The 22,846-nt window shown below is 65.0% G+C and carries 17 protein-coding genes and 1 pseudogene; 9 read left to right on the top strand and 9 right to left on the bottom strand.

What is annotated here, in order from left to right:
* Nucleotides 1–200: 200 nt before the first annotated feature.
* From V8324_RS12820 to V8324_RS12860, 9 genes are all read right to left on the bottom strand, one after another.
* Nucleotides 201–782, bottom strand: a complete 582-nt coding sequence (locus tag V8324_RS12820) for a VPLPA-CTERM sorting domain-containing protein (protein WP_336420324.1) — start codon at nt 780–782, stop codon at nt 201–203.
* 22 nt (nt 783–804) lie between these two features.
* Nucleotides 805–5,676, bottom strand: coding sequence for an ExeM/NucH family extracellular endonuclease (locus V8324_RS12825; protein WP_336420325.1), 4,872 nt, complete (start codon nt 5,674–5,676; stop codon nt 805–807).
* A 607-nt stretch (nt 5,677–6,283) separates the two neighbouring features.
* Nucleotides 6,284–7,084 carry a carbohydrate ABC transporter permease gene (locus tag V8324_RS12830; RefSeq protein WP_336420326.1) on the bottom strand — a complete coding sequence of 267 codons (801 nt, stop codon included), beginning with the start codon at nt 7,082–7,084 and terminating at the stop codon, nt 6,284–6,286.
* Nucleotides 7,081–7,974 carry a carbohydrate ABC transporter permease gene (locus tag V8324_RS12835; protein WP_336420327.1) on the bottom strand — a complete coding sequence of 298 codons (894 nt, stop codon included), beginning with the start codon at nt 7,972–7,974 and terminating at the stop codon, nt 7,081–7,083. The genes V8324_RS12830 and V8324_RS12835 overlap by 4 nt, the downstream gene beginning before the upstream one ends.
* A 60-nt stretch (nt 7,975–8,034) precedes the next feature.
* Nucleotides 8,035–9,288, bottom strand: coding sequence for an ABC transporter substrate-binding protein (locus V8324_RS12840; RefSeq protein WP_336420365.1), 1,254 nt, complete (start codon nt 9,286–9,288; stop codon nt 8,035–8,037).
* Between the two features lie 5 nt (nt 9,289–9,293).
* The gene (locus V8324_RS12845) at nt 9,294–10,406 is read right to left on the bottom strand and encodes an ABC transporter ATP-binding protein (protein ID WP_336420328.1); all 1,113 of its coding nucleotides are present in this window, start codon (nt 10,404–10,406) and stop codon (nt 9,294–9,296) included.
* Nucleotides 10,403–11,164, bottom strand: coding sequence for a DeoR/GlpR family DNA-binding transcription regulator (locus V8324_RS12850; protein WP_336420329.1), 762 nt, complete (start codon nt 11,162–11,164; stop codon nt 10,403–10,405). The genes V8324_RS12845 and V8324_RS12850 overlap by 4 nt, the downstream gene beginning before the upstream one ends.
* 269 nt (nt 11,165–11,433) lie before the next feature.
* Complete coding sequence (locus V8324_RS12855; protein ID WP_336420330.1) at nt 11,434–12,309, bottom strand: lysophospholipid acyltransferase family protein; 876 nt, start codon at nt 12,307–12,309, stop codon at nt 11,434–11,436.
* A 245-nt stretch (nt 12,310–12,554) separates the two neighbouring features.
* The gene (locus V8324_RS12860) at nt 12,555–13,448 is read right to left on the bottom strand and encodes a LysR substrate-binding domain-containing protein (RefSeq protein ID WP_336420331.1); all 894 of its coding nucleotides are present in this window, start codon (nt 13,446–13,448) and stop codon (nt 12,555–12,557) included.
* Nucleotides 13,449–13,739: 291 nt separating this feature from the next.
* Between V8324_RS12860 and V8324_RS12865 the strand changes: the two genes are divergently transcribed.
* The 9 genes and pseudogenes from V8324_RS12865 to V8324_RS12905 all read left to right on the top strand — a co-directional run bounded on the left by V8324_RS12865 (nt 13,740) and on the right by V8324_RS12905 (nt 22,846).
* Nucleotides 13,740–14,537 carry a methyltransferase domain-containing protein gene (locus tag V8324_RS12865; RefSeq protein WP_336420332.1) on the top strand — a complete coding sequence of 266 codons (798 nt, stop codon included), beginning with the start codon at nt 13,740–13,742 and terminating at the stop codon, nt 14,535–14,537.
* 245 nt (nt 14,538–14,782) lie between these two features.
* Nucleotides 14,783–15,592, top strand: a complete 810-nt coding sequence (locus V8324_RS12870) for a methyltransferase domain-containing protein (protein ID WP_336420333.1) — start codon at nt 14,783–14,785, stop codon at nt 15,590–15,592.
* 601 nt (nt 15,593–16,193) lie between these two features.
* A pseudogene (locus V8324_RS12875) lies at nt 16,194–16,379 on the top strand (transposase); the annotation flags it as partial.
* A 30-nt stretch (nt 16,380–16,409) separates the two neighbouring features.
* Nucleotides 16,410–16,565 carry a hypothetical protein gene (locus V8324_RS12880; RefSeq protein ID WP_336420367.1) on the top strand — a complete coding sequence of 52 codons (156 nt, stop codon included), beginning with the start codon at nt 16,410–16,412 and terminating at the stop codon, nt 16,563–16,565.
* A 132-nt stretch (nt 16,566–16,697) separates the two neighbouring features.
* Nucleotides 16,698–17,726, top strand: a complete 1,029-nt coding sequence (locus V8324_RS12885; protein WP_336420334.1) for an ABC transporter substrate-binding protein — start codon at nt 16,698–16,700, stop codon at nt 17,724–17,726.
* A complete protein-coding gene (locus V8324_RS12890; RefSeq protein WP_336420335.1) occupies nt 17,723–18,322 on the top strand; it encodes an SCO family protein in 600 nt (199 codons plus the stop codon). Before V8324_RS12885 ends, V8324_RS12890 begins: the two co-directional genes overlap by 4 nt.
* Nucleotides 18,322–21,072, top strand: coding sequence for an ATP-binding protein (locus V8324_RS12895; RefSeq protein WP_336420336.1), 2,751 nt, complete (start codon nt 18,322–18,324; stop codon nt 21,070–21,072). The genes V8324_RS12890 and V8324_RS12895 overlap by 1 nt, the downstream gene beginning before the upstream one ends.
* Nucleotides 21,069–22,121, top strand: coding sequence for an adenylate/guanylate cyclase domain-containing protein (locus V8324_RS12900; protein WP_336420337.1), 1,053 nt, complete (start codon nt 21,069–21,071; stop codon nt 22,119–22,121). The genes V8324_RS12895 and V8324_RS12900 overlap by 4 nt, the downstream gene beginning before the upstream one ends.
* Nucleotides 22,118–22,846, top strand: a complete 729-nt coding sequence (locus V8324_RS12905; protein ID WP_336420338.1) for a hypothetical protein — start codon at nt 22,118–22,120, stop codon at nt 22,844–22,846. The genes V8324_RS12900 and V8324_RS12905 overlap by 4 nt, the downstream gene beginning before the upstream one ends.

Genomic DNA, 22,846 nt, shown 5'->3' on the forward strand with positions numbered 1-22,846 from the left:
CGCTGAAGACCCCGACGAACCAGTAAAGCGCACGGCTCTCCCGACGCGCCTCGCGCAGTTCCTCGTAGCCACGCTCGAGCCGCTGTCGTTTCATGGAGTTATTCATTCATGCATCCGAACACCTGTGAATCAGGTGTGCTTGAAAAAACCGAAGACCCGTGACGGGTATCACGGGCCTTGGGAGTTTGTGAAGCGATCGCTTATCCGCGGCGGCGCAGCAGAACCAATCCGCCGAGACCGGCCAGCAGCAACGGCAGCGCCGCGGGAAGCGGAACCGGGGCAGAGATAGTGGCGGCGACATCGTAGGCCGTCCCGTCGGTCAGGTTCGACAGCGGATCATTGCCGGGGAATGGGTCGATGAAGACGATCTCGACAAGCGCCTCGGGGCCGAAGGCGGAGGCGGCGCTGCCGCTCAGCTCGCCGAAGAGCAGTTGCAGGATGTCCGCGTCGAACCCGGCCCGAACGAGCGTGCCGTCGAGGAAGGCGCCGTTGTCGTCGCTCGAAAGGAGCGTACCCGCGATGTCGGTCCGGTCCGTGACGGTGAAATCCACAAGGATGTTCAGGAACAGATTACCTGCTTGCGGTGTGCCGGTGGAGACGCCCTCGGCAAAGAAGATCGACAGATCGCCCACGCCACCGAATTCGAGGTAATCCGCGGTCGCGAAGGGGACATCGATCACCGGGCTGTTCGCGGGCGCGAAGTCGATGGGGGCGGCTGCGGCCCGGTCCGTCGCGACAAGCGCGAAGAGACCGAGGGCGAGAGCGGAGAGAAGCGTTTTCATGATGGTCGGTCCTGTTACAGGGTCACGCGAAGGCGAGCGTGTCGAAGGTTTCGAAGGTGAGGTTCTCGGCGGTGACGCCGTCGCCGCGGACATAGACGGCATCCTGCGCCCCGCTGGGGTCGTCGAAATAGACCACCACCGACGAGGATGTGCCCCGGATATCCGCGACCGTGGTGCCCTCGGCGAGGCCGATCACGTCGATGCCGACCTCGTAATCGGTGATGATGTCACGCTCGCGCACGCCGTTCTGGGTCTCTGCGCCGAAGACGAAAACATCCGCCCCGAGGCCGCCCGTCTGGGTGTCGTACCGGCCTTCGCCGCTGATGATGATCTCATCCGCGTCGGTGCCTGTCAGGCGGTCCCGGCCGCTCGTGCCCTCGACGCGGACCATCTCGGGTTCGTCGATCACGGTGTCCTCGCGGAAATCGAGGTTCTGGATCCGCGTGTCCTGATCGCGCCCGACATCCATCTCGTCGTAGGCGCTGGCCGCGTCGCCGAAATTCGCCGCGACGTATTCGGCGAGGGCATCCTGTTCGGTGCCATCCTCGGCGAAGGTCGCCGTGCCTTCGCGGCCATCGTCCGGTATCCCGTCACCGTCGAGATCGGCTAGATCCACGCGGTCGGCGTCCGCCCCCATCGGGAATGGGTAGCCGTCGCCGCCATCCGCGAGGAAGTTGAGCGTGACCACACGGACCTCGGCGTCGGGTGTCACGATCTCGCCGTCCTGCATCAGCACGGCGATGTCGTTGCCCGCGTCGTCGGTTATCGCCGCGTTGACGATGCGGCTGCCCGCGGGCTGATCGTCATCGAAGCTGAACTGCACCCCGGCCACTTGCGGAAAACCACCCGCAACACCGGGCAGGCCTTCCAAACCGTGTTCGAGGACCTCGATCAGGTTCTGATGCGTCAGAGTCAGCAGGCTGAGCGTGTTGTTGAAGGCCAGCGTGGTCTGGATGTCGTTCTGGCTGATACCGCCCTCGGGTTTGACCACATTGCCGTCGGCATCAAGGATCTCACCGTTGGGTTGGCGCACGAAGTCCGATCCGCCCGCGGGAACCACGGTTTCCCCTATCGAGGCGCGGATACCGCCGCCGTTCTTGATCGAGACCATGACATCGCCATCAGCCGCCTGTGCCGCGGCAAGGTTCGCATCCGCCGTGAGATTGCCGAGGTTCGTCTCCTGCGTGCGCACGCCGTCGGGATCGGTGGGGCTGTCGGTGCCCGACCGATTGCCGTTCAGGAACACGTTCGATACGCCGAAGACGTTGCCTTCGCTGGCGAGGATCTCGCCCTGGATCGCGTCGGTGATCGCCTGAACCTCCGGGTCGATCAGCGCCTCGCCGCTTACGTTGGCAAGCCCGGTCGCATCGGTGGCGTAGGCCCCCGAGACAGCGGCGTCGTAGCTTTCGGCGATGATGTTGCCATCCGCGTCGAAGTCCAGCACCAGCCGGCCGACGTACTTGTAGCTACCATCGGTATTGACCAGCGCGGTCTGCGTGCCGCCCGCATTCTCGAAAAACTGCGGGTAGCTGCCCTGATTGCTGTCACCGGGGCGGATATCGTCCGTTTCATCGAAGAGGCGCGTGTTGGACCCGCCGCCGACGATGATGTCGACGTTCTCGAGCCGGGTGGCGAGGCCCTGCTCGATGGTGATGTCCTGCATATGCGCCAGCAGGACCATCTTGTTCAGCCCGGGGGTGGCCGAGAGCAGCGCGTCGACCTCCGCCTGGATCTCGGCGGCCAGCGCGTCGAGCTCGGCCGCGGTCGGGGTCCCGCCGGACCAAAGCGGGCTGATGCCCACGTCGCCGGTCGACGAGATGCTGGCGAGGTTCGGCGTCACCGCGCCGATCACGCCCAGCTTCTCGCCGTTCACGTCGAGAACCGTGGACGAGGTCACGGCATTCGCCTGCGGGGCCTGACCGCCCGCGACTTCCAGCGGCGCGAGGTTCGCATCGGTGGAAAACTCGAGATTGGCGGACAGGTAGGGAAATGCCGCGCCGGCGAAATCCAGTCCGTCCAGCGCCGTGCCCGACAGCGCGCTGAAATCGCCCGGTGCGGAGCCGTCGATCAGGGCGGCCAGTTCAGCGGTGCCCTTGTCGAACTCGTGGTTGCCCAGCGCGACCGCCTGAAAGCCCATCTCGTTGACGAGCTGGATATCGGCGATGCCGCCCGATCCGAACACCGCCTCGGCCGCGTCGTAGAACACGCCGGGGATGATCGCGTCGCCTGCGGACAGGCGCACTGTGTTGTCGGCCAGCCCGTCATTGCCGAGATCCTGCGCCTCGAGCGCGTTCAGGACGCCCGAGGCGCGGGCGAAATCGCCGATGTTGCCGGTCGAGGCTTCCTGGTCGGTGATGTGAAGAAGTTCGAGTGTGAACACGTCAGGCTCCGGGGTTGTGGTTTCAAGGTCGAGGCCCACGATGATGGGGTCATGGTCCGATGAGCGAAACGGCGTGTCGCCGTCGAAGTAACCGGGATCGCGTCCGAAATCGAGATTGTAGTCGAGCGCGTCGGCCTCGTCGGCGTTGATGTTCCAGGCGGTGGCCCCGGTGACCTGCCCAAGGAGCGACGCATTGGCCATCGCATAGTCCAGCGTGCCGGTCTGCCCGTCGAAGACGAAGCTCGACCCGTTCGGCTCGAATGCCTCGACCAGATCGGTATAGCCCGCGGCTTCGAGGAAGGTGATGGGGTCCTCCTCGGCATAGGCGTTGAGATCGCCGAGGACCATGAAGTCACCGTCGCCGGACCCTGTGGGATCGGTGGCAAGCCAGTCGTTCAGCGCCTGTGCGGCTTCAAGCCGGATCTGGTTGTTGTTGCCCGCGCCGTCGCCTGCTGCCGTATTCCCGGGCTCGTCAAAGATAGAACCCTTCGACTTGAAGTGGTTCACAGCGATGGTGAAGGCCTCGCCTGTTGCGGTTTCCTCGAAGGTGACGGCAAGCGGCGCGCGGTTGGTCGAGGGCCCGTCGAAGATCGTCTCGCCAGCAAGGCTGGGCGGCAGGTTCGCATCGTCGAGGATCGCGACATTGGTGCCCGCTTTCACGCTCACCGAGCCCGTCTTGTAGATCGCGCCCTGCGAAATCGCGTCGCTGACATCGACGAACTGGCGGCCCGGATCGACCCAGTCATAGGTGCCCGCGCCGGCCACGTCGTTGAGCGAGCCGACAAGGCTCTGGATCGCGTTGCCCGAGGTGCCCGACAAGAAATCGTTCTCGAGTTCGACAAGCCCGACGATGTCGGCATCGATCTCCAGCAGGGCCGTCACCAGCTTGTCGGTCTGACGCTCGAATTCGACCGGGCTGTCGGCGCCGCGCGGCCCCGATCCGTTGGCGGTGGTGCCCCCGGTATCGAGCGTCGTGAAGTAATTCAGCACGTTGAACGCCGCGACCTTCAGGGTGCCGCCGACATCCGCAGGCTCGGTGGGGCGCGGGTTGGTGTCGTCGAAAGTGTTCTCGCCATCCTCGGTCGAGCGCACCCGCCACGTAGCCCCAGAGGCGCCATTGCCGGCCCACTGGTAATTGAGCACGCCGGTCAGGTTGTCGACCGTGTCGCCCATCGAGACGGCGTTTACATCACTGAAGGGCGCAAAGCCGTCCAGGTTGTCGATCGCGGCGTTCTGCTGGTTCAGCCCATCATCATAGGTGATCTGACGCGCGCCCACGTCCAGAAGGTGCTGCGCGAACCCCGCGACATCCGGGGCGTTGGACTGCGTGAACTGCTCAGGGCGGTCGCCCTGCACCAGCTTGATCTCGTTGAAGCGATCGAGCTGGAACATCTCGTTGACGGTCAGCGTCTCCTCGAAAGAGACCAGCATGCCCTCGAAGGATTCAAGGTCCGGCTGCACGTCGCCATCCTGGTCGAGTGTGGTGGCGGAGGCCGGCAGGCTGATGCTTGCCGCGGTCGGCAACGTCGCGTTCTGAGACACGACCGTGACCTCGGTGACATCGCCGATCTGCGTCTCGCCAAAGAATTCCGTCACCGTGCCGGTCACCCGCACCACGTCGCCGATATTCACGTCCACTACCGGGGTGTCGCCATCGAAGACAAAGACGCCTTCCGAGGTCGCGGCATCGCCATCGGCGTCGGCATCCTCTTCCTGCAGGTAGAAGCCACGCAGGTCGCGCGTGGTATCCGCGTCGCCATCCTGAAAATCCCCGACGACCACCGCCTCGACGGTCACGACCTGTCCGTTGAGCGGGCTTATGTCGCCCGCGCCCTGCACCGCGCTGATCAGGGCGGGGGCCGGCGTCGGGTCCGTGCCGCCACCGCCGCCGGTTAAGGACGGGTTCACCGATCCGAACGTGTCGCCGGCCAGCGGGTCGATGTCGAAGTCCGCCGGCGCGAAGGTATTGCCATTCGCATCGCTAACTTCTCCGTTGTCGGGGTCGTTCACGGCGTAGAGATCCCCTGTGGTGCCGTCGCGGAAGACGAGTTTCGGCTCGTCGCCGGTATAGGCGATGTCGGTTCCGCCAAGCGCTGCGCCGCTCACCGGATCGGTCGCGGCATCCGCCACGCCGATGGCATCGTGGATCACGCCGAGGCTGGCGGGCGCCGCCGGATCGATCGTGTCGCCAACGGTGGCGGTCGCGGTGTCGTCGGTCAGCACCAGCGTGAAGGATGGGTTCTCGATATCGGGAATCGTGGCGAGCAGCAGACCGTCGGCATCGAACGTACCGCTGACCGCCTCCCGTGTATCGATCACGTTTCCGACGGGCGGGATGGTCGACGCAAAATCCGATTCAAGCGAGAACAGAAAGCCGCTGAACGCCGCGCCGGGCATGCCCTTCAGTTCGAGCTGCTGTGTTGCTGGATCGCTGCCGAAGGGGTTCGGGCGTATCTCGTTGATCCGCACGGTGCCGGCAAGCGACGCGGTGGTCGAGGTCGTAGAGTCGAGCATTGAAATCTCCCTGTCGCAGCGCCCGAGCGGCGCGAAAAACTATCCGAGTAGTTAATTTTTTGTGTGACGCTCAGATGTTCGTGTCATGACAGTTCGATGAAATGCAGGATCTGGCAGATCCGATGCGCGTGCCGCGACAAACGAGGGGCTACCTCTTCAAGATATTGATCTTCACCGCGCAGATGACGATTTCCTGCCCCAAATCAGTTCGGCAATCGACGGCTCGCCCTTCTCCGGCATGCCCCTGAGAGGGATGGCGCAGAATATCAGTGAAAGCCCGATGCAACGACGAGATCGCGCCTTGGCTGAAGGGCCGCCTCGATCGGGTCGACCAACCCTAGCCGACGCGCATGGCATCGATCCCAACCCCGACCGTAAGCACATACAATAGCCACGCCAACCCTGCGGCCGCGATGAGGCCGGTACAAGCATTCCAGTGACCTCATGTGCCACAACTCAGGCGACTGCGCTCATCAGCGACGGCGTGATGTACCCGCCCTTGCAGGCTCTTCCTCGTTGGCGCCGGCCAAAAAGTTCTCGAAGATCGCCTCCACATTAATCGAGACAGAGGTCAAGATATCCGAAATCTTGACGGGTCATGGTATCCTCATTTCACGCCTGCGGTCAGGAAGGCCTGAACGAATTGACGCTGAAAGATCAGAAACCCGATCAGCAGCGGCGCGATCACCATGACAGTGGCCGCCGAGATCACTGAGATGTCCACGCCGCTCTCGGGGGCCGCAAAGAGAGACAGGCCCACGGTCAGCGGTCGGGTCGAGGGCGAATTGGTCACGATCAGCGGCCAGAGAAAATTGTTCCAGTGCGTCGCCACCGAGACGAGCGCATAGGCAAGGTAGGTGGGCCGCGCCGCCGGCACGTAGACCCGCCAGAGCACGCCCAGCGTGCCGCACCCCTCGACGCGCGCGGCCTCGTCCAGCTCCTTGGGCACCGATTTGAACGCCTGGCGCATCAGGAAAATACCGAAGGCCGAGGCCATGTAGGGCGCACCGATGCCCAGCAGGCTGTCGAGAAGACCCAGTGAGGCGGCAACGCGGTAATTCTCCACGATCAGCACCTCGGGCAGGATGAAAAGCTGCAACAGCACCACCATGAAGAGCGCGTCGCGCCCCCGGAACTCGGTCTGGGCAAAGGCGAACCCGGCCAGCGTGCACAGCAGGAACTGCCCCGCGAGGATCAGGGTGACCAGCAGGAAGGTGTTGAGGAAATAGCCCAGCCAGGGCGCACCGGCCCAGGCGGTGCGGAAGTTCTCCAGCGTCCACGGCGCCCCAAGGCGGAAATTCACGGCGTCGCTCACGTCGTGGAACGCCGCCCAGAAGGCGAAAATCAGCGGCGAGATCCACAGGATCGCCAGAAGGATCGCGGCGGCGGGCTCCAGATAGCGGATCATCGGTAATGGGTCCTTCGGTCCAGCAACAGGAACTGCAACGCGGCGACCGCACCCAGCAGGGCCAGCACCAGAACCGTCATCGCCGCCGCAGTGGGCCGGTCGAAATAGGCGAATGCGTTTTCCCAGATGTAGTAGAGGATCAGCTTGGAGCTGTCCGACGGCCCGCCCTTGGTCAGGATGAAGAGATGGTCGATCAGCTTGACCGAATTGATCATCGCGTTGACGAGAATGAACAGGGTCGTGGGCATCAGCAGCGGCAGCACGATGCGTCGGGTGTAAGTCCAGCGGCTCGCCCCCTCGATCTCGGCGGCTTCCTTGAGGTCGGGCGGGATGGTCTGCAAAGCGGCGAGATAGAAGATCATGAAGAACCCCGCCTCCTTCCAGATCGTCACGACGCAGATCGCCCAAAGGGCGGTCTCGGGCTGGCCCAGCCAATTGACCGGGGGCGCGCCGAAGAGGGCACCGATCTGGTTGAGGATGCCGAAACTGGGCGTGTAGAAAAAAAGCCACAGATTGGCGGCCGCAATCATCGGCAGGACTGTCGGGGTAAAATAGGCAGTGCGGATAAAACTGCGCGCCGGGATCCTCGCATTGGCCCAGAGCGCCATGATCAACGCCAGCACCATGGAGACGGGGATCGTGACGAGGGCATACAAGAGATTGTTGCCGGCCACCTGCCAGAAGGTCGGATCGTCGAAGAGGTAGCGGTAGTTCTCCAGCCCGACGAATTCCGCCGGGTTGCGCCGCGTGCCGCGCGACCAGAGCGAGGTCACCAGCGTCGCGATCGACGGGTAGAAGGCAAACGCCGTCAACATGACAAGCGCGGGTAACAGCAGCAGCCAGCCGTGGATGGCCCGGCGGCGGCGCTCGACGGTGGCGGCGTCGGTCATGGGAGTCTCCGATGCGGGGTCGGTCACACGAACCGGCCCCGCAGATGATGGCCTGCGCGCTTACCTGTAGGCGCGCAGTTGACGCTCGGCGGCGGCTTGGGCCTCGGCCAGCGCCGCCTCGGGCGTCTTGTCGCCGGTGAGCGCCGACTGGATCGCGGCGTTGAGTCCGTCACGCACCCGCGCGGTCTCGAAGGTCGAGAATTCGGCCACCGCGTGTTCGAGCTGATCGCGCGCGACCAGCGCCGGCGGGAAGTCTGCGGTGTAGTTTTGCAGCGCCTCGGTCTCGTAGGCGGCGGGCGAAACGCCCATGTAGCCCGTCTCGATCGACCATTCGGCGGCCTGCTCGGGCGCGGTCATGAACTTGATCAACTCGAGCGCGGCCTGCTTTTCCGCCTCGGTCGAGTCCTTGAAGAGGTAGAAATTGCCGCCCCCCGTTGGCGACCCGAGCCGCTCGTTCGCGGGCAGCATGGCGACGCCGAAATCGAACTCGGCGTTATTCTTGACCGCCGTCAGGTTGCCGGTCGAATGCCACATCATCGCGGTCTCGCCTTCGAGGAAGGCCTGGCGCAGCGTGCCCCACTCCACGGTGCCCTCGGGCATGATGCCATGCTCGGTCGCGAGCGATCTCCAGAATTCGAGCGCCTCGACGGTGTCGGGGTCGTCGAAATAGGTGGTCAGCCCGTCATTCGACGTGAGCTCTTGTCCGTTCTGGATGGCCAGCGCCTGGAACATCCAGTAGGGATAGCCCGTCGAGGGGATCATCAGGCCGTGATGGTCCTCGGTGGTGAGGTCCTTGCCCATCGACACGAGCTCGTCCCAGGTCTCCGGCGGATCCTGCGGGTCGAGGCCCGCCTCGCGGAACATGTCCTTGTTGTAGTACGCGACGATGGTCGACCGCTGGAACGGCACACCCCAGGTCTGGCCCTCGATCCGGCCATTGGCCATCAGCGCCGGGTAGAAGCTGTCGAGCCAGGCCCGTTCCTCTTCGGTCTCGATCACGTCCTCGAAAGGCACGATCAGGTCCTGCTCGATCAGGTCGTAGGCGTCGATCGAGAACATCACGGCAAGCTGCGCGGGCTCGCCCGATTCAAGCGCCGCCAGCGCCTTGATGCGGGTGTCGTCGTAATTGCCGGCATAGATCGCGTTGACGGTGACGTCGGGGTTCTGCTCCTCGAAACGGGCGACGAGGCCGTCGACCACCTCGGTGAGGGCTCCGCCGACGGCGATGGGATAATACATGGTCAGCTCGGTTTCGGCCGCGGCCGAATTGACGAGGGTGGTGGAGGCCGCCAATATGGCGGTTACAGCAGTCATACGGGTCATCTTGAGAGGTCCTCTTTGACAGATTGCGTTGAAGTGGGGGCCTTTCGGCCATCCTCGGGCGCGGGATTTTGGCGAATGCACGCCTCGGGATTCTGCTGCGGCTCCTTTTCCAGAACCCCGGTGACGGGGTGGAAAAGGAGCCGGTTTTCCTTGGGAACGATGACACCAACCGTCTGGCCGGGTTCGAGATGCGCCGGACCGGACAGGATCGTGGCGAGCCCTCTCGCCGCCGGGTGATTGAGCGCCAGCCGGGTTTCTCCGCCCAGATACTCGATATCGTCGATTTGCGCATCGAGATCGCCTTGTCCTGCTGGAACAATCGAAGTGGCCTCGGGGCGCATGCCCACGGTGAACACGGTCTTGCGTCCAAGCGCTGATCCGTCGATCAGCGCCATCGGCGGCTCGCCTATGAATTGTGCGGCAAAGGTGGTGGCCGGGCGCGCGTAGAGTTCCACTGGCGTGCCGAGCTGTTCGATCCCGCCATCCCGCATCAGCATGATCCTGTCGGAAAGGCTCATCGCCTCGCCCTGATCGTGGGTGACATAGACCACCGTCAGCGCCAGCTTGCGCGCCAGTATCCGGATATCTCGGCGCACGGAATGGCGCAGCTTGGCATCGAGATTCGAAAGCGGCTCGTCCATCAGGCAGAGTGGCCGCTCTGCCACTGCCGCGCGGGCCAACGCCACACGCTGCCGCTGCCCGCCCGACAGCTCTGACGGTTTGCGCCGCTCCAGCCCCTCGAGGCCCGTCATTGCGAGCACCTCTGCCAAACGCCGGTCGCGATCCGCGCGGGGGATGCGCTGCACCTTGAGGCCGAATATCACGTTTTCCGCGACGCTGAGATGCGGAAAGAGCGCATAGGACTGGAAAACCATCGACAGGTTGCGCTGCGCGGGCGCCAGCGCCGTGACATCGCGCCCGTTGATCGCGACACGGCCGGCCTGCGGCTTCTCCAGCCCCGCGATCAGGCGCAACAGGGTGGACTTGCCACAGCCCGACGGGCCGAGGATCGACAGAAAGGCGCCTTGAGGCAGGGTCAGGCTGATATCGCGTACGCCGCCCTGTCCGTCCCATTGACGGGTAAGCCCCTCAAGCTTGAGAAAGCTCATGTGTCCTCTCCCGCGATAATCAGCCGATCGCCAAGCGACTCGAGCGAGGTTGCTAAGGGCGCAGCGGGCCGGGCCTCGGTCACGACATGATCAGCCTCGTCGAGATTGCCGCCGACCGCCGGGGCGCGGCGCCCGAATTTCGAACTGTCCACAACAAGGATGGAGTGCCGCGAATTCTTTTGCGCAGTCTGGCGAATACGCACCTCGGGCGCGTGGAAATCCAGCAAGGACCCGTCGCTGTCGATCCCGGCGGCGCCATAGATGGCAAAATCGGCGCGATAGGCACCGAACAGGTCCTGTGCCATGGAACCCAGAACGTCACGATCGGGCAGGCGCAATTCCCCGCCAGGAATGATGATGCGTGCGCCGGGCGCATCCGACAGCGCCATTGCCGCATTCAGATTGTTGGTGATGACCGTCAGCCCCTCGCGCTCGGACAGAGCGGCGGCGACGACTGCCGGCGTGGTGCCGATGGAAAAGAACAGCGTCGCCCCATCCGGGATCAAACCCGCGACATGTGCAGCGATCCGCTGCTTGGCCGCGACGTTGAGCGACGTCCGTGCCGAGTAGGGCAGGTTTGAACTACCCTCGATGAATTCTGCCCCACCGTGCAGGCGCCGCAGTTTTCCCTGCTTGCACAGCGCGTTGATATCGCGCCGAACGGTATGAGCCGAGACGCGCAGGATCTCTGCCAACTCGTCCACCATGACGCGCCCGCGGGACTGTGCCGTTTCGAGAATCGCCGCTTGTCTGTTCATTGGGGGCTCCTTGATGCTCTCATGAGCATCAATTGTGACAGCCCCATGAAATCAGCGCTCATGAAAGCACTATTCGGTCAGGTCATGATGGACGCCGCGCCGGTCGGACAACGCTGCAGAGGTAGCGGAAGACCACCTGCTGGCACCGGTGGCATCATGCCGTGCTGCAGATCGCCGTCGCGCCTTCTGTCGGTTGGCGACCCTGGTCGTGAGCGAGAGAAGGTGATCGCGATAACGACGATCGCAGACCTGCGCACCCGCTGGCGACGTCAGGCGCCATTCCACCGGCGCAGCAGCCAGTACCACTGCCCCGGATTTTCGAGGACGCGGGCCGACAGGCTGTCGTTGACGGCCCTGGTCATCGTGAGGGCGTCGGAATGGGGGATGGGCGCTTCGAACTCGACGTCGAATTCCGCGCCGTCCGGCCGGCGCGTCCCGTAGGCGGGAACAAGGGGCAGGCCGTACTTGAGCGCCAGGGCCGCGGGCGCCGTGGATGTCAGCGCCGGCAGGCCGAGAAACGGCACGCGCTCGCCTTCGGCATATTTCTCGTCGAGCATGATGGCCAGAAAGCCGCCCCTGCGCAAATGGCGCACCAGCTCCATCGTGCCGGACCGCCCCGTCGCGATGACGGGCCGTCCGCCCTCTTCGATGCCGGCCAGGAAACCGCGCTGGTAGAAACGGTTCTTCTGCTTGCGGTAAACCGCGCCGGTCTCCATCCCGCGCGATTTCAGAACGGCGCGCACCGCGTCCCACTGGCCGAAATGGCCAGACACGACGATCGCGCCCTTTCCCGCGGCGCGGGCCTCTTCAAGCGCGGCGAGTCCGGGGCCGGAGACATGAAAGCGGTCCGGTTTCGACTGGAACTCGGCACTGCGAAGGATCTCGAACAGTGTGCGGCCCATGTTGCGGCCCATCTCGCGCCTTAGGGCGGCGCGCTGGCCGCGCGGCATGTTGGGAAACACCCGAAGGACTTCGCGGTCGAAGCGCCAGCGGGCGGGCGGAAACCAGCGCATCGCAAGTCCCACCATGCCCCCGAAAAGCCGGGCGCGATGATCGAGGCTGCGCAAGCGCGTGGCAGACAGCGCGGACCACAGGGGGATGTATTGGGCGCGATGCCATAACGAGGCGAAGAAGTCAGAGATCATGCGTGCAATATGTGTGCACTGCAGCGCCGGACCAACATCCAATCTCCGACCGGACCTGCCAATTTCCCGAACCGGGCAAGGCACCCCACCCTCAGATGATCAAAGCGACCCCTTGTGCGGAGGGTCTTGATCCGTAGACCATGCCTGTTCGGCAAGAGCATGCGGGCCGGGGTCCACCCTTCGCGGCGACCGCCATGAAGGTCTGCCTTGCGGTACGGCGCTGCGCTGTCGCCTGGCCTACGGCCCTATTCCGCGGCCTTGGCCTCGGTTTCGAGCCAGTCTACGAACGCCATGATGCGCGGATCGGCGCGTTTGCCGGCCGGCCAGACCACGTGGATGCCGTGCGCGCGTTCGAGGGTGAAAGGGTGCAGGCGCAGCAGGCTGCCCGCCACCTCGGCCGCGCCGGTCAGGCGGATATCGGCCAAGCACACCGCATTGCCCGACAGCGCCGCGTCAAAAGCCAGCGCCCGGCTGTCATATTCGACGCGGGCCTGCGATGCATCCGTTGGCACGCCGAGCGCCGCGAACCATGCTGTCCACTCGCCCCGCCATTGCCGGGTGGTCGCCAGCGGCAGGTTAAGGATCGCGGCGGGATCCATCGGCAGCGATGCGTCCGCGACGATCTGCGGCGCGCAGACCGGGCCGACGCGATCGGGGTGGATCAGCCGGCTGTCCAGCCCCGGCCAGTCGCCCGCGCCGAACCGCACCGCCCCGTCCAGTCCTTCGCGCACCAGATCCTCCAGCGCGAAGGACAGCCGCGGTCGCACAGTCAGACCGGGATGCGCGGCATGAAAACGCTCTAGCCGCGGCAGCAGAAACCGGTTGCCGTAGAACGGCCCCACCGAGATTGCCAACTCGCCGGTCATCGCGGACCCTGCAACATCCAGCATCGCGGCCTCGATCCGGTCGAGCGCCTCGGTCAGCACCGGCAGCGCGCGCGCCGCTTCGGGGCCGAGATCGACCGCCCGCGTGCGACGGATGAAAAGCTGGACCCCCAGCCTCTCTTCGAGCGCCTTGATCTGGTGGCTGACGGCGGATTGGGTAACGCCGAGTTCCTCGGCCGCCGCCTTGAAGCTGCGATGCCGTGCGGCTGCCTCGAAGGCGCGGATCTGGTTGAGCACGGGTAGTCGGCGCACCATGAGGCATACCTGAAATTTCCTAATGCATGCTGTGAGAAAGCATCGTTTGTTGTCAATACCGCAGGGCGCGTATGGTGCTCCGCAAGGGCGTCCTTGATCCCAAACCGACAGACAGGAGGATGTCATGACGCGCAGACGCGATCATCACACAGACCCGGGCGACGACCCGTTGCTTTACAGCCGCTACCCCGCGCTGCGGGCGCTGCATCCGGTGCACAAACGTGCCCCAACGCGCCGCCCGGCCCCGAACGAACGGCGCCCGCACCACAACGGCCAGAGGAGGGTCTGAGCATGATCATCGACGAACCACAACACGCGCTTTATTACACCGATGCGCTGCTGGAGAACCTGCAATTGCGATGGGGCGAAGGGTTCCTCTCGCCCGGCGGCGCGCCGGAACTGCGCCGCATGCTGTCCGGTCTCGATGTCGCCGGGCGCTCGGTGCTCGACCTTGGCTGCGGGATTGGCGGCTACGATGTCCTGCTGGTCGAGGACCACGGTGCCGCCCACGTGACCGGCGTGGATATCGACGCGGCCTCGCTGGCGCAGGCCCGGCGAACGGCGCAGGAGCGCGGGCTGCAGGACAGGTTGAGTTTCCGCGAGGTCGCGCCGGGGCCGCTGCCTTTTCCCGATGGCGGCTTCGACATGGTGTTCAGCAAGGACGCCATCGTCGATCTGCCGGACAAGGGCGCGGCGTTTGCCGAGCTTTACCGCGTGGCCGCGCCCGGCGCGCCGATCGCGATCAGCGACTGGTTTCGCAGCGAAGCGCCATATACGCCCGAGATGCGCGATTGGGCCACTGAGGGCGACGAGACCTACGAGATGGACACGCTGGCCAGCGCTGCCGAGCATCTCCGGGCGGCGGGGTTCACCGATCTGGATCTCGACGACCGCAACGACTGGTTCCGCGATTACGCCCGCGACGAATACGAGCGCCTCAAGGGGCCGCTTTTCGACACCTACGTCGCCCGTTTCGGCGCCGAGCAGGCGCAGAAATCCGTCGAGAACGCGCGGATCCGCGCCCTGCTCGCCGAGCAGGGACAGCTGCGCCCCGGTCACATCCGGGCCCGCAAGCCGGAGGCCGCGTAGCGCGCCCCCGGCTCACCCACATCCGGCCGCGCGTCCACCCGGGCGGCCGGGGAGTGTCTTCCTCGCTGCGAAGATCGGTTCGCCGCGATGTCTGAGAAGCGCTGATACGAGCGGCCCGTCAAGTCCCTCAACGCGTCTCGACCGCGAGGTCGATCCGGCAAGCGAGCCGGCGACAACCATCTGGATTTTGTGGTATCGTGGTGAAGAGCATCACCCGATCGAAATGAGATGAAGGAGCAAGACCAATGCCCGATATTTTTCAATCGATTGATGATCTCGACGCCACGTCCCTTCAGCGTGTCATCGACAGGCTGGAGTTCCGGGGCACCTACGCCCCGTTCGTGGCCATGCGGGAGGCTTATCTGGACCGCCTCGATTTACCGCCCGGCGCGACAGTTTGCGAGCTTGGCTGCGGAACCGGCGTCGTGTCCCGGGCGATCGCCTCGCGAGCCGGGTTCGACGGCCGCGTCCACGCAACGGATCTGAGCGAGGCCCTCGTTTCCGAAGCGCGCCGGCGGGCCCGCCTGGACGGCATCGACAACGTGGAGTTCCATGCCGAGCCATCAGGTCATTCGGGCAAGGCCGATAACAGTTGCGACCTCGTTGTCCTTCACACGCTGATCAGCCATGTCGCGGACCCGGCCTCGGTGCTTGCAGAGGCCATGAGGATCGCAAGGCAAAGCGCACGGATCGTGATCTTCGACGGCGATTACGCGTCGCTGACCTGTCATGCCGGCAGACCCGCGCGGGACGCCGCGGTCGTCGAAACGCTACTCGAAGCGATCGTCGCCAACCCGCATATCATGCGCGAGATCCCCGGAATGCTCGTCGATATGGGGGTGTCGCTCGAATGGGCGCAGGCCGACGTCCTGATGGAGGCTGGAGAGGCCGAATTCTTTGCGAGCCTCGTCGAGTCCTATACCCCGATGGCTGTCAGGGCGGGTCTGCTCGAGGCATCCGAGGCCGAGGACTGGCTTCACCATCAGCGCGCGGTCTCTGAAAGCGGCCGCTTTTACGGATCCTGCAATTTCGTGAGCTACATCGCACGCGCATGACCGCGGGCGTGGATCTTGAAAACCTGTCTTCTGATGGCGAACGCTGTCTGCCAGATGGGCGAAACGGTCAGGTCACCGACAGGGTCTCCCATCTGCTTCGATCCAGCACACCCCTTCATGCCGACATCGCCTTGCAAAACCATCATGGGCATCGCGTAATCATCGGTCGTTCAAGGGCGGCAAAGCGGGCGGCGCAGCCGCCTGAGCCATCCGGGACAGCGATAATCTCAGCCATACCCGCCTTGCCTGCGCATCAGCAGTATCTCACCGCATTCAGCGCTACGGAAAAGGTAAAGCGTAGTCTACCTCGCGGTTGCCGCCGTCGCGTAAGTAGAATTACGGGCATGTGTTTCGTGCCGGCATCAGCCGGCTAGAGCGGATCGCAGAGCTGGTCGCGGATCCAGTCTGCGACCTGCCGGCCCTGATCATCGCGGGATGCTGCGTCCTGCTGGCACAAATTTTCGGGAAGACCGAAAGGATCTAAGCGCTGACGAACGCCCTGAAGGAGCTGGCAACCGGGACCGATACGGCGCGCCGCCTGCAGACCATGCCGGGAGTCGGGCCTCTGGCGACCTTCGCGGCCGAGGCATTTGCACCCGATATGTCGCAGTTCAGATGTGGCCGGGAGTTGTTCGCGGGGGAAACACTCCCCCGGAACGTTTTCTCGCCCCGCGCACCCTGGCTGGGGCTCGTACCACGGCAGCACTCTTCCGGCCGCGCGGAGCGTGTCGGTCGAATGTCGAATGCCGGTCAGCCAGACATCCGGCGGCTTTTGATCATCGGGGCGATGACACGGAACACGGGCCGTGCGCGCCACATGAGTCCACCCGACAGCTGGCTTGGCCGGATGCTGGCGCGCAAGCCGAGGATGCGGGTCGCGATCGGGCCGGGCCACGCGATGACGCGGCAGATCCGGGCCCTCTTGACGAGGAAAGCGGATTACTGGGAGCCGATGCCGGTAGGCGATATCTGAATGGCCAAAACGTGACCAGACAGAAAACCGGTCTCGGTCACGTGCCAGTAGGGTCAGAAACTTCTTGCATCGCGGGCGGCGAGCAAAGAAGCTGCCCGCATTTGATGCTTCACGTTACGGAAAGGCTGTGCGATGGCAGGCAGGCCCCACTGGATTTCACGACGCACGGCGATTGCCGGTCTTGGCGGGGCCTCGCTCGCGGGGGCACTTGGTGTGAACGCCAGCAGCAACCACGACAATGCCCCGCCCGAGACCCGGCGCATCCGGCTGATCCGTGACCGACAGTTCCCCGTCCTGTGCTACGCGCCGCAATACGTCGCGCAACAATTCCTCGAAATGGAGGGATTCGAAGATATCGAGTATGTATCGCTTGGCGAGACGGGATCCTATGCCGAGGCACTGATCGCCGGCAAGGCCGATATGAGCGCCGCCCTCGCTGTCGACTGGATCCGGCCGATCGCCGAGCGCCAGCCGATCACGGTGCTCAGCGGCCTGCATGCCGGCTGCGTCGAGATATTCGCCAACAGGAAGGTGCGCAGCATCCGTGATCTCGAGGGAAGGCGGATCGCGATCCACGGGCTCGGCAGCCCGGAGCGATACCTGCTCGCGAGCATCCTCGCCTATATCGGACTCGACCCGGAGCGGCATGTCGAATGGGTCTTTGCCCATCCCAACGACTGGGCGGGGCTCCTCATCGACAACAGGATCGATGCAATGGCGACCTTTCCACCGCTCAACTACATGATGCATGACGAAGGCATCGGGCACGTGATCCTGAACACGACGACAGACGACCCCTGGCGCCATTACTTCTGCTGCATGGTGGCGGCAAACCGGACCTTCGCGGTCGAGAATCCGGTGGCAAGCAAGCGCGCGCTGCGGGCAATCCTGAAGGCCAACCGCCTCTGCTCGGAACAGCCGCAGGTCGCGGCCGAATGGCTGGTCGAGGCGGGGCAATCGCCAACGGTGGACTACGCGCTGCGCACGCTGAACGATCTGCCCTATGACACCTGGGACATCTTCGACCCCGAGGACACGATGCGCTTTTATGCGCTGCGCATGCGCGCGGCGGGGCTGGTGGATGCCACACCGCGCCAGATCATCGCGCGCGGGACGAACTGGGGACCGGTCACCCAGCTCAAGGAGGAACTCAAGACATGACGCGCCGCCCGCTGGCCCAGATCGTGCTTGGCCTGATCGTAGCGGCGGGGCCGGTCGCTCTGCTCGTCCTTCCGGTGCGGTCCGGTCTGCCGAGGCTCGGAGCAGCGCCCGGATTCGCGCTGACCAACGAGGAGGGCGGCGAGACCCGGCTCGCCGATCTTCGCGGCAAGGTCGTCGTCGTCAACTTCATGTTCACGCACTGCCCCAGCCTCTGCTCGGTGTTGACGGCGGAGCTGGCGCTTCTCCAGGAAGCCTTGGCCAAAGAGCACGGCGACGATGTGCACTTCGTCTCGATCACCGTCGATCCCGCCCGTGACAGCCCCGAGGTGCTGCGAGAATTCGCGAAGGCGATACATTACGATCCCGAAAGCTGGGATTTCCTGACCGGAGACGCGGAAACGATCCGCCGGATCGCCATGGCGTACGGTGTTGCCTACACCAACGGCGCCGAGACCCCGATCCGCCACAACCTACTGACCACGGTCATCGACCGCCAGGGCCGGATCCGGGTACAGTACATGGGCGAGACGTTCGATCCCGACGGGCTGTTCGCCGATATCCGCGACCTGACCGGCGGGGCGTTGCCGTTCCTGTGATGCGCGCTCTGTCCAGGCTCTTCGCGCGCGCCTCGGCGCCGATCTGGACAAAGCTTTCGGTCACGATCCTCGGGCTTGTCGCATTGTTTCTTGTGCTGGGGGCGGTCGGGCTCGGCGTGCTGGCCGGCGCCGATCAGCGCACGCAATCGCTGATCGGCCTGCAACGCAGTGTCACCGCCTACCAGTCGCTGAAAGCAAACACGACCGAGTTGCGCGCTACCGTCGCCAACGCCTTTCTCGAACGCAGCGAGCGCCAGCTCGACGCCGCCCAACGCAGCATCGCGCGCATCGCCTATGACGTCGAGCGGGCCGAGTTCGTCGGGTCCGGCGATGCCGAAAAGATCGCGCGGATCAAGGACGCCTATTCCGAGCTGGTCGAGATCGGCTACGACGTGCTGGACCACATCCGCGCCGGCGATCTCGCAGCCGCCCGCCAGACCCAGACCCGCAGCGCCGCGCGCCTGGCCAGCCAGATCGAGCGGCTGAGCCTCTCGCTCATCAACAATGCCGAGGCCATGATGGTCGAGAAGGGCGCCGCCGGGCGCGAGGCCTATCGCCTGTCGCAGACCATCCTGCTCTCGACGGCGCTTGTCTCCACCGGACTGGCCTTGTTGATCGGCTATTCGCTGTCGCGCTCCATCGTCAATCCGATCAAGCACATCAATCGACGCCTGCGTGCGATCGCGACGGGGGACTTCAGCGAACGGATCGAGGTGGAAAACCGGGACGAGCTGGGCACGCTGACCGAGAACCTCAACCGGATGAGCGCCGAGCTCGAGACTCTCTACGACCAGCTCGCCCGCGCCAGCCAGCACAAGACCGAGTTCCTCGCCACGATGAGCCACGAGATCCGCACGCCGCTCAACGCCGTCATCGGCATGACTCAGCTGATGCTCGACACCCGCATGACCCGCGAGCAACGCGATCTGGCGCTGACAACACGCGATTCGGGGCGGTCGTTGCTAATGATCATAGATGACATCCTCGATTTTTCGAAGATCGAGGCGGGCGAGCTCGAGCTGGAGGTTGCGCCGTTCGACCTGCGCGACTGCGTCGAGGGCGCTCTCGACATGATCGCCCATGGCGCGGCGGAGAAGGATCTCGACCTCGCCTATCGCATCGAGGAGGGAGTGCCCGAGGCGGTGACGGGAGACATCACGCGACTGCGCCAGATCCTCATCAACCTGCTCAACAATGCGTTCAAGTTTACCGAGGCCGGCGAAGTCAGCATCGTCGTCGACTGCGAGGCGGGGGCCCTGCCGGGCACCGATGCCGCCTTTCGCTTCGAGGTGCGCGACACCGGGATCGGCATCCCCGAAGACCGGCTCGACCGGCTCTTCGTATCGTTCCGGCAGGTCGACGCCTCGACCAAGCGGAAATACGGCGGCACGGGACTCGGCCTCGCCATTTGCAAGCGTCTCAGCGAGTTGATGGGCGGCGGCGTGCGCGTCGAGAGCGAGGTGGGCGCCGGCACGACCTTCCATGTCGAGGTGCGCCTCGGCGTGCGGTCGATGACATCGCGCGCTGCCTCGGGTCGGCTCGACCTGGCCGGACGGCGGATCCTCGTACTCTGCGACGGCACCTCGATGAATTGTGGAGAACTCAAACGTTATGCCGCCGGCTGGGGGATGCGCCTGAGCGTCGCGCCATCGCCCGAGGCCGTGGCCGAGGCGCTGACCTCGGGGCCCCGTCCGGACCTGCTGGCAATCGACGCCGACCACTACGCGCTGGACAGCGCCTCGGTTCAGGGGGTCTTGGCGGCGGCAGGGGGCGTGCCCTGCATCGGCATGGTGCGCCGGGGCCGCTCGAACCGCGCGACCGAAGGCTTTGCCGTCCTTGTCGAGAAGCCGGTCAAGCCCTCGTTGCTGCACGACGCCCTCGCAGACGCCCTGCTCGGCTCCGCGCCGGAAGACGAGGCCTCGATCGCCGGCCTGCAGGTCTTCGATTCCGAACTTGCAGAGCGCCATCCGCTGCGGATCCTGCTGGCCGACGACCACCCGACGAATCAGCGTCTCGCAACGTTGATGCTTTCACGCCTCGGCTACACCGTGGCGACGGTCGAGAATGGCCGCGAGGTTCTGGCCGCGCTCGACAAGGCGCGTTATGACTTGGTGTTGATGGATGTCCACATGCCTGAAATGGATGGGTGCGAGGCGACGCGCGCGGTGCGCGAACGCTATCCCGGCGACTGGCCGCGGGTCGTGATGCTGACGGCGAATGTCCTTCAGAGCGACTGGGAGGACTGTCAGGCTGCTGGCGCCGTGGACATCGTGCGCAAACCCATCGACGTCGCCGAGCTGACACGGGTTCTGGTCGACTGCCAAACCGCGCTGGTCGCGTCTGGAGGTGCGCCGCCCGCCGTCGCGGAGGCGGTCGATCGCGAAAGCGACGCGCCGGAACTCGACCGGGCCGCCATTGACAAGATGATCGCACTGGTCGGCGGCGATCCTGCTTTGTTCAGCGAGCTGCTCGAGAGCTTCCGGAGCGAGGCGCCGCGCCTCTTCACCGATCTGGCCGAAGGGGCGAACGGCGACGCTGGACGCCTGCGCATCGCCGCCCACACCATCAAGGGCAGCGCCGCCGAGTTCGGTGCCATCCGGTTGGCCGACCAATGCAAGACGCTGGAGCGGATGGGTGCCGAGGGCTGCACGACCGGGGCCCCTGCCATCGCCGAAGCCGCGATCGCCGAATGGGCGCGTGTCGAGCGGGCGCTCCTCGCGCTCGACCTGAACGCGGAGCGCACGGGATGACCGACAAGCCGGGCCGGATCCTGATCGTCGACGACCATGCCCCGAACCGGCTGAAGCTGTCCATGGCCGTCCGCGCCCTCGGCAACACCTCCGAGGTGGCCGAGGACGGTATCCGGGCCCTCGAGATGATGCGGGCCGAGCCTTTCGATCTCGTCCTCCTCGACATCGTCATGCCGGGAATGAGCGGGCACGAGGTCCTCGCCGAGATGCAGCAGGACGCGGCACTGCGCAGCTTGCCCGTCATCGTCATCTCGGCCAGCGATGAGGTGAGCACCGCCATCGAATGTATCGAGAAGGGCGCCGAGGATTATCTGCGCAAGCCTTTCGACCCGGTGCTTCTGCGAGCGCGCATCGGCGCCTCGCTTACCAAGAAACGGCTGAACGACGCGGTGCTCAATCAGATGGACTTCATCCGGAGCATTCTCGGCAAGTTCGTGCCGGATACCGTGGTCACCCAGATCATGGAAAGCGAGGGCCAGCTCGAGCCCCGGCGCACCGAGGCGACCGTGCTGCTGACCGACATCGAGGGGTTCACCCGCATCGTCGAGGCGCACCCGCCCGAGGCGGTGGTCGAGATGCTCAACGTCTATTTCCGCGCGATCATCGAACCGATCACCGAGCATGGCGGCATCGTCAACAATTTCGACGGCGACTCGCTGATGGCGATCTTCAACGTCCCGGTCGCGGATCCCGACCACGCCGACAACGCGGTGCAGGCCGCGTTGAAGATTCACGCGGCGACCGAGACGCAGGACTTCTGCGGATGCCGCATGCGCACGCGCATCGGCATCGACACGGGCGAGGTCGTGGCCGGAAATGTCGGCGACGGCTCGCGCCTCACCTACACCGTCGTCGGCAGAGCGGTGAACACTGCAGGCCGCCTCGAGCAACTGAACAAGGACCTTGGCAGCCTCGTCATCGTCTCCGAAGCGACGGCAAGCCGTCTGCGGCGCGACTGCCCGCTCGAATCCAGCGGCACCGTCACATTGCGCGGACAGGGCGAGCCGATCGCGATCCGAACGTTGAGATCAATGGAGGATTGGGAATGACAAGGCACTTTCTCGCAGCGCTCGCTCTGGTGACGCTGACGGGGCCGACGGCTGCCGCCTGCCTTCCCGAACCGGACCCCTCGCGACCGCAATTCGTCGTCGGCTATGGCAGCCTGATGGAGGAAGACTCGAAGCGCCGCTCGGCGCCGGATGCGGGCCCCAACCACCCCGTCACTGTCACCGGCTTTCGCCGGGCCTGGAACACGCGTGGGCGCAGCACCGGTCATGCGCCGACATATCTTGGTGTCGAGATGCCCTCGGGCGACGGTCCGGTGCCAGAGATGCTCGCCGTCGTCTACAAGGCATCCGGCGATCTGGCAGGCACGGACGATCGCGAGGCCTTCTATTGCCGCCACCCTGTGCCGCCCGCGCAGATCGAGATGCTCGACGGCTGGTCGCTTCCGCGTGACGCGCAGGTCTGGATCTATGTCAACACCCCTGAGGCCATCCATCCGCCGAGCGCGCACTGGCCGATCGTGCAGTCCTATGTGGACATCTTCCTGTCGGGATGCCTTGACCTTCAGTCGCGGCTGACACCGGATCACGCGGCGCGGATGAACGTCGCCGAGCGCTGCATCGACACCACCCATGGCTGGTCCGAGCACTGGGTCAATGATCGGATCATGCCGCGCCGCGCTTTCATCCATCAACCGAACGCGAGCGAGATCGACCGCCTTCTGGCCGAATTGCTGCCCTCGATCTTCCGACGGATCGAGATCGAGTGA

This window comes from Roseovarius sp. D22-M7 (genome assembly GCF_037083785.1).
In the GTDB taxonomy this organism is placed as follows: domain Bacteria; phylum Pseudomonadota; class Alphaproteobacteria; order Rhodobacterales; family Rhodobacteraceae; genus Roseovarius.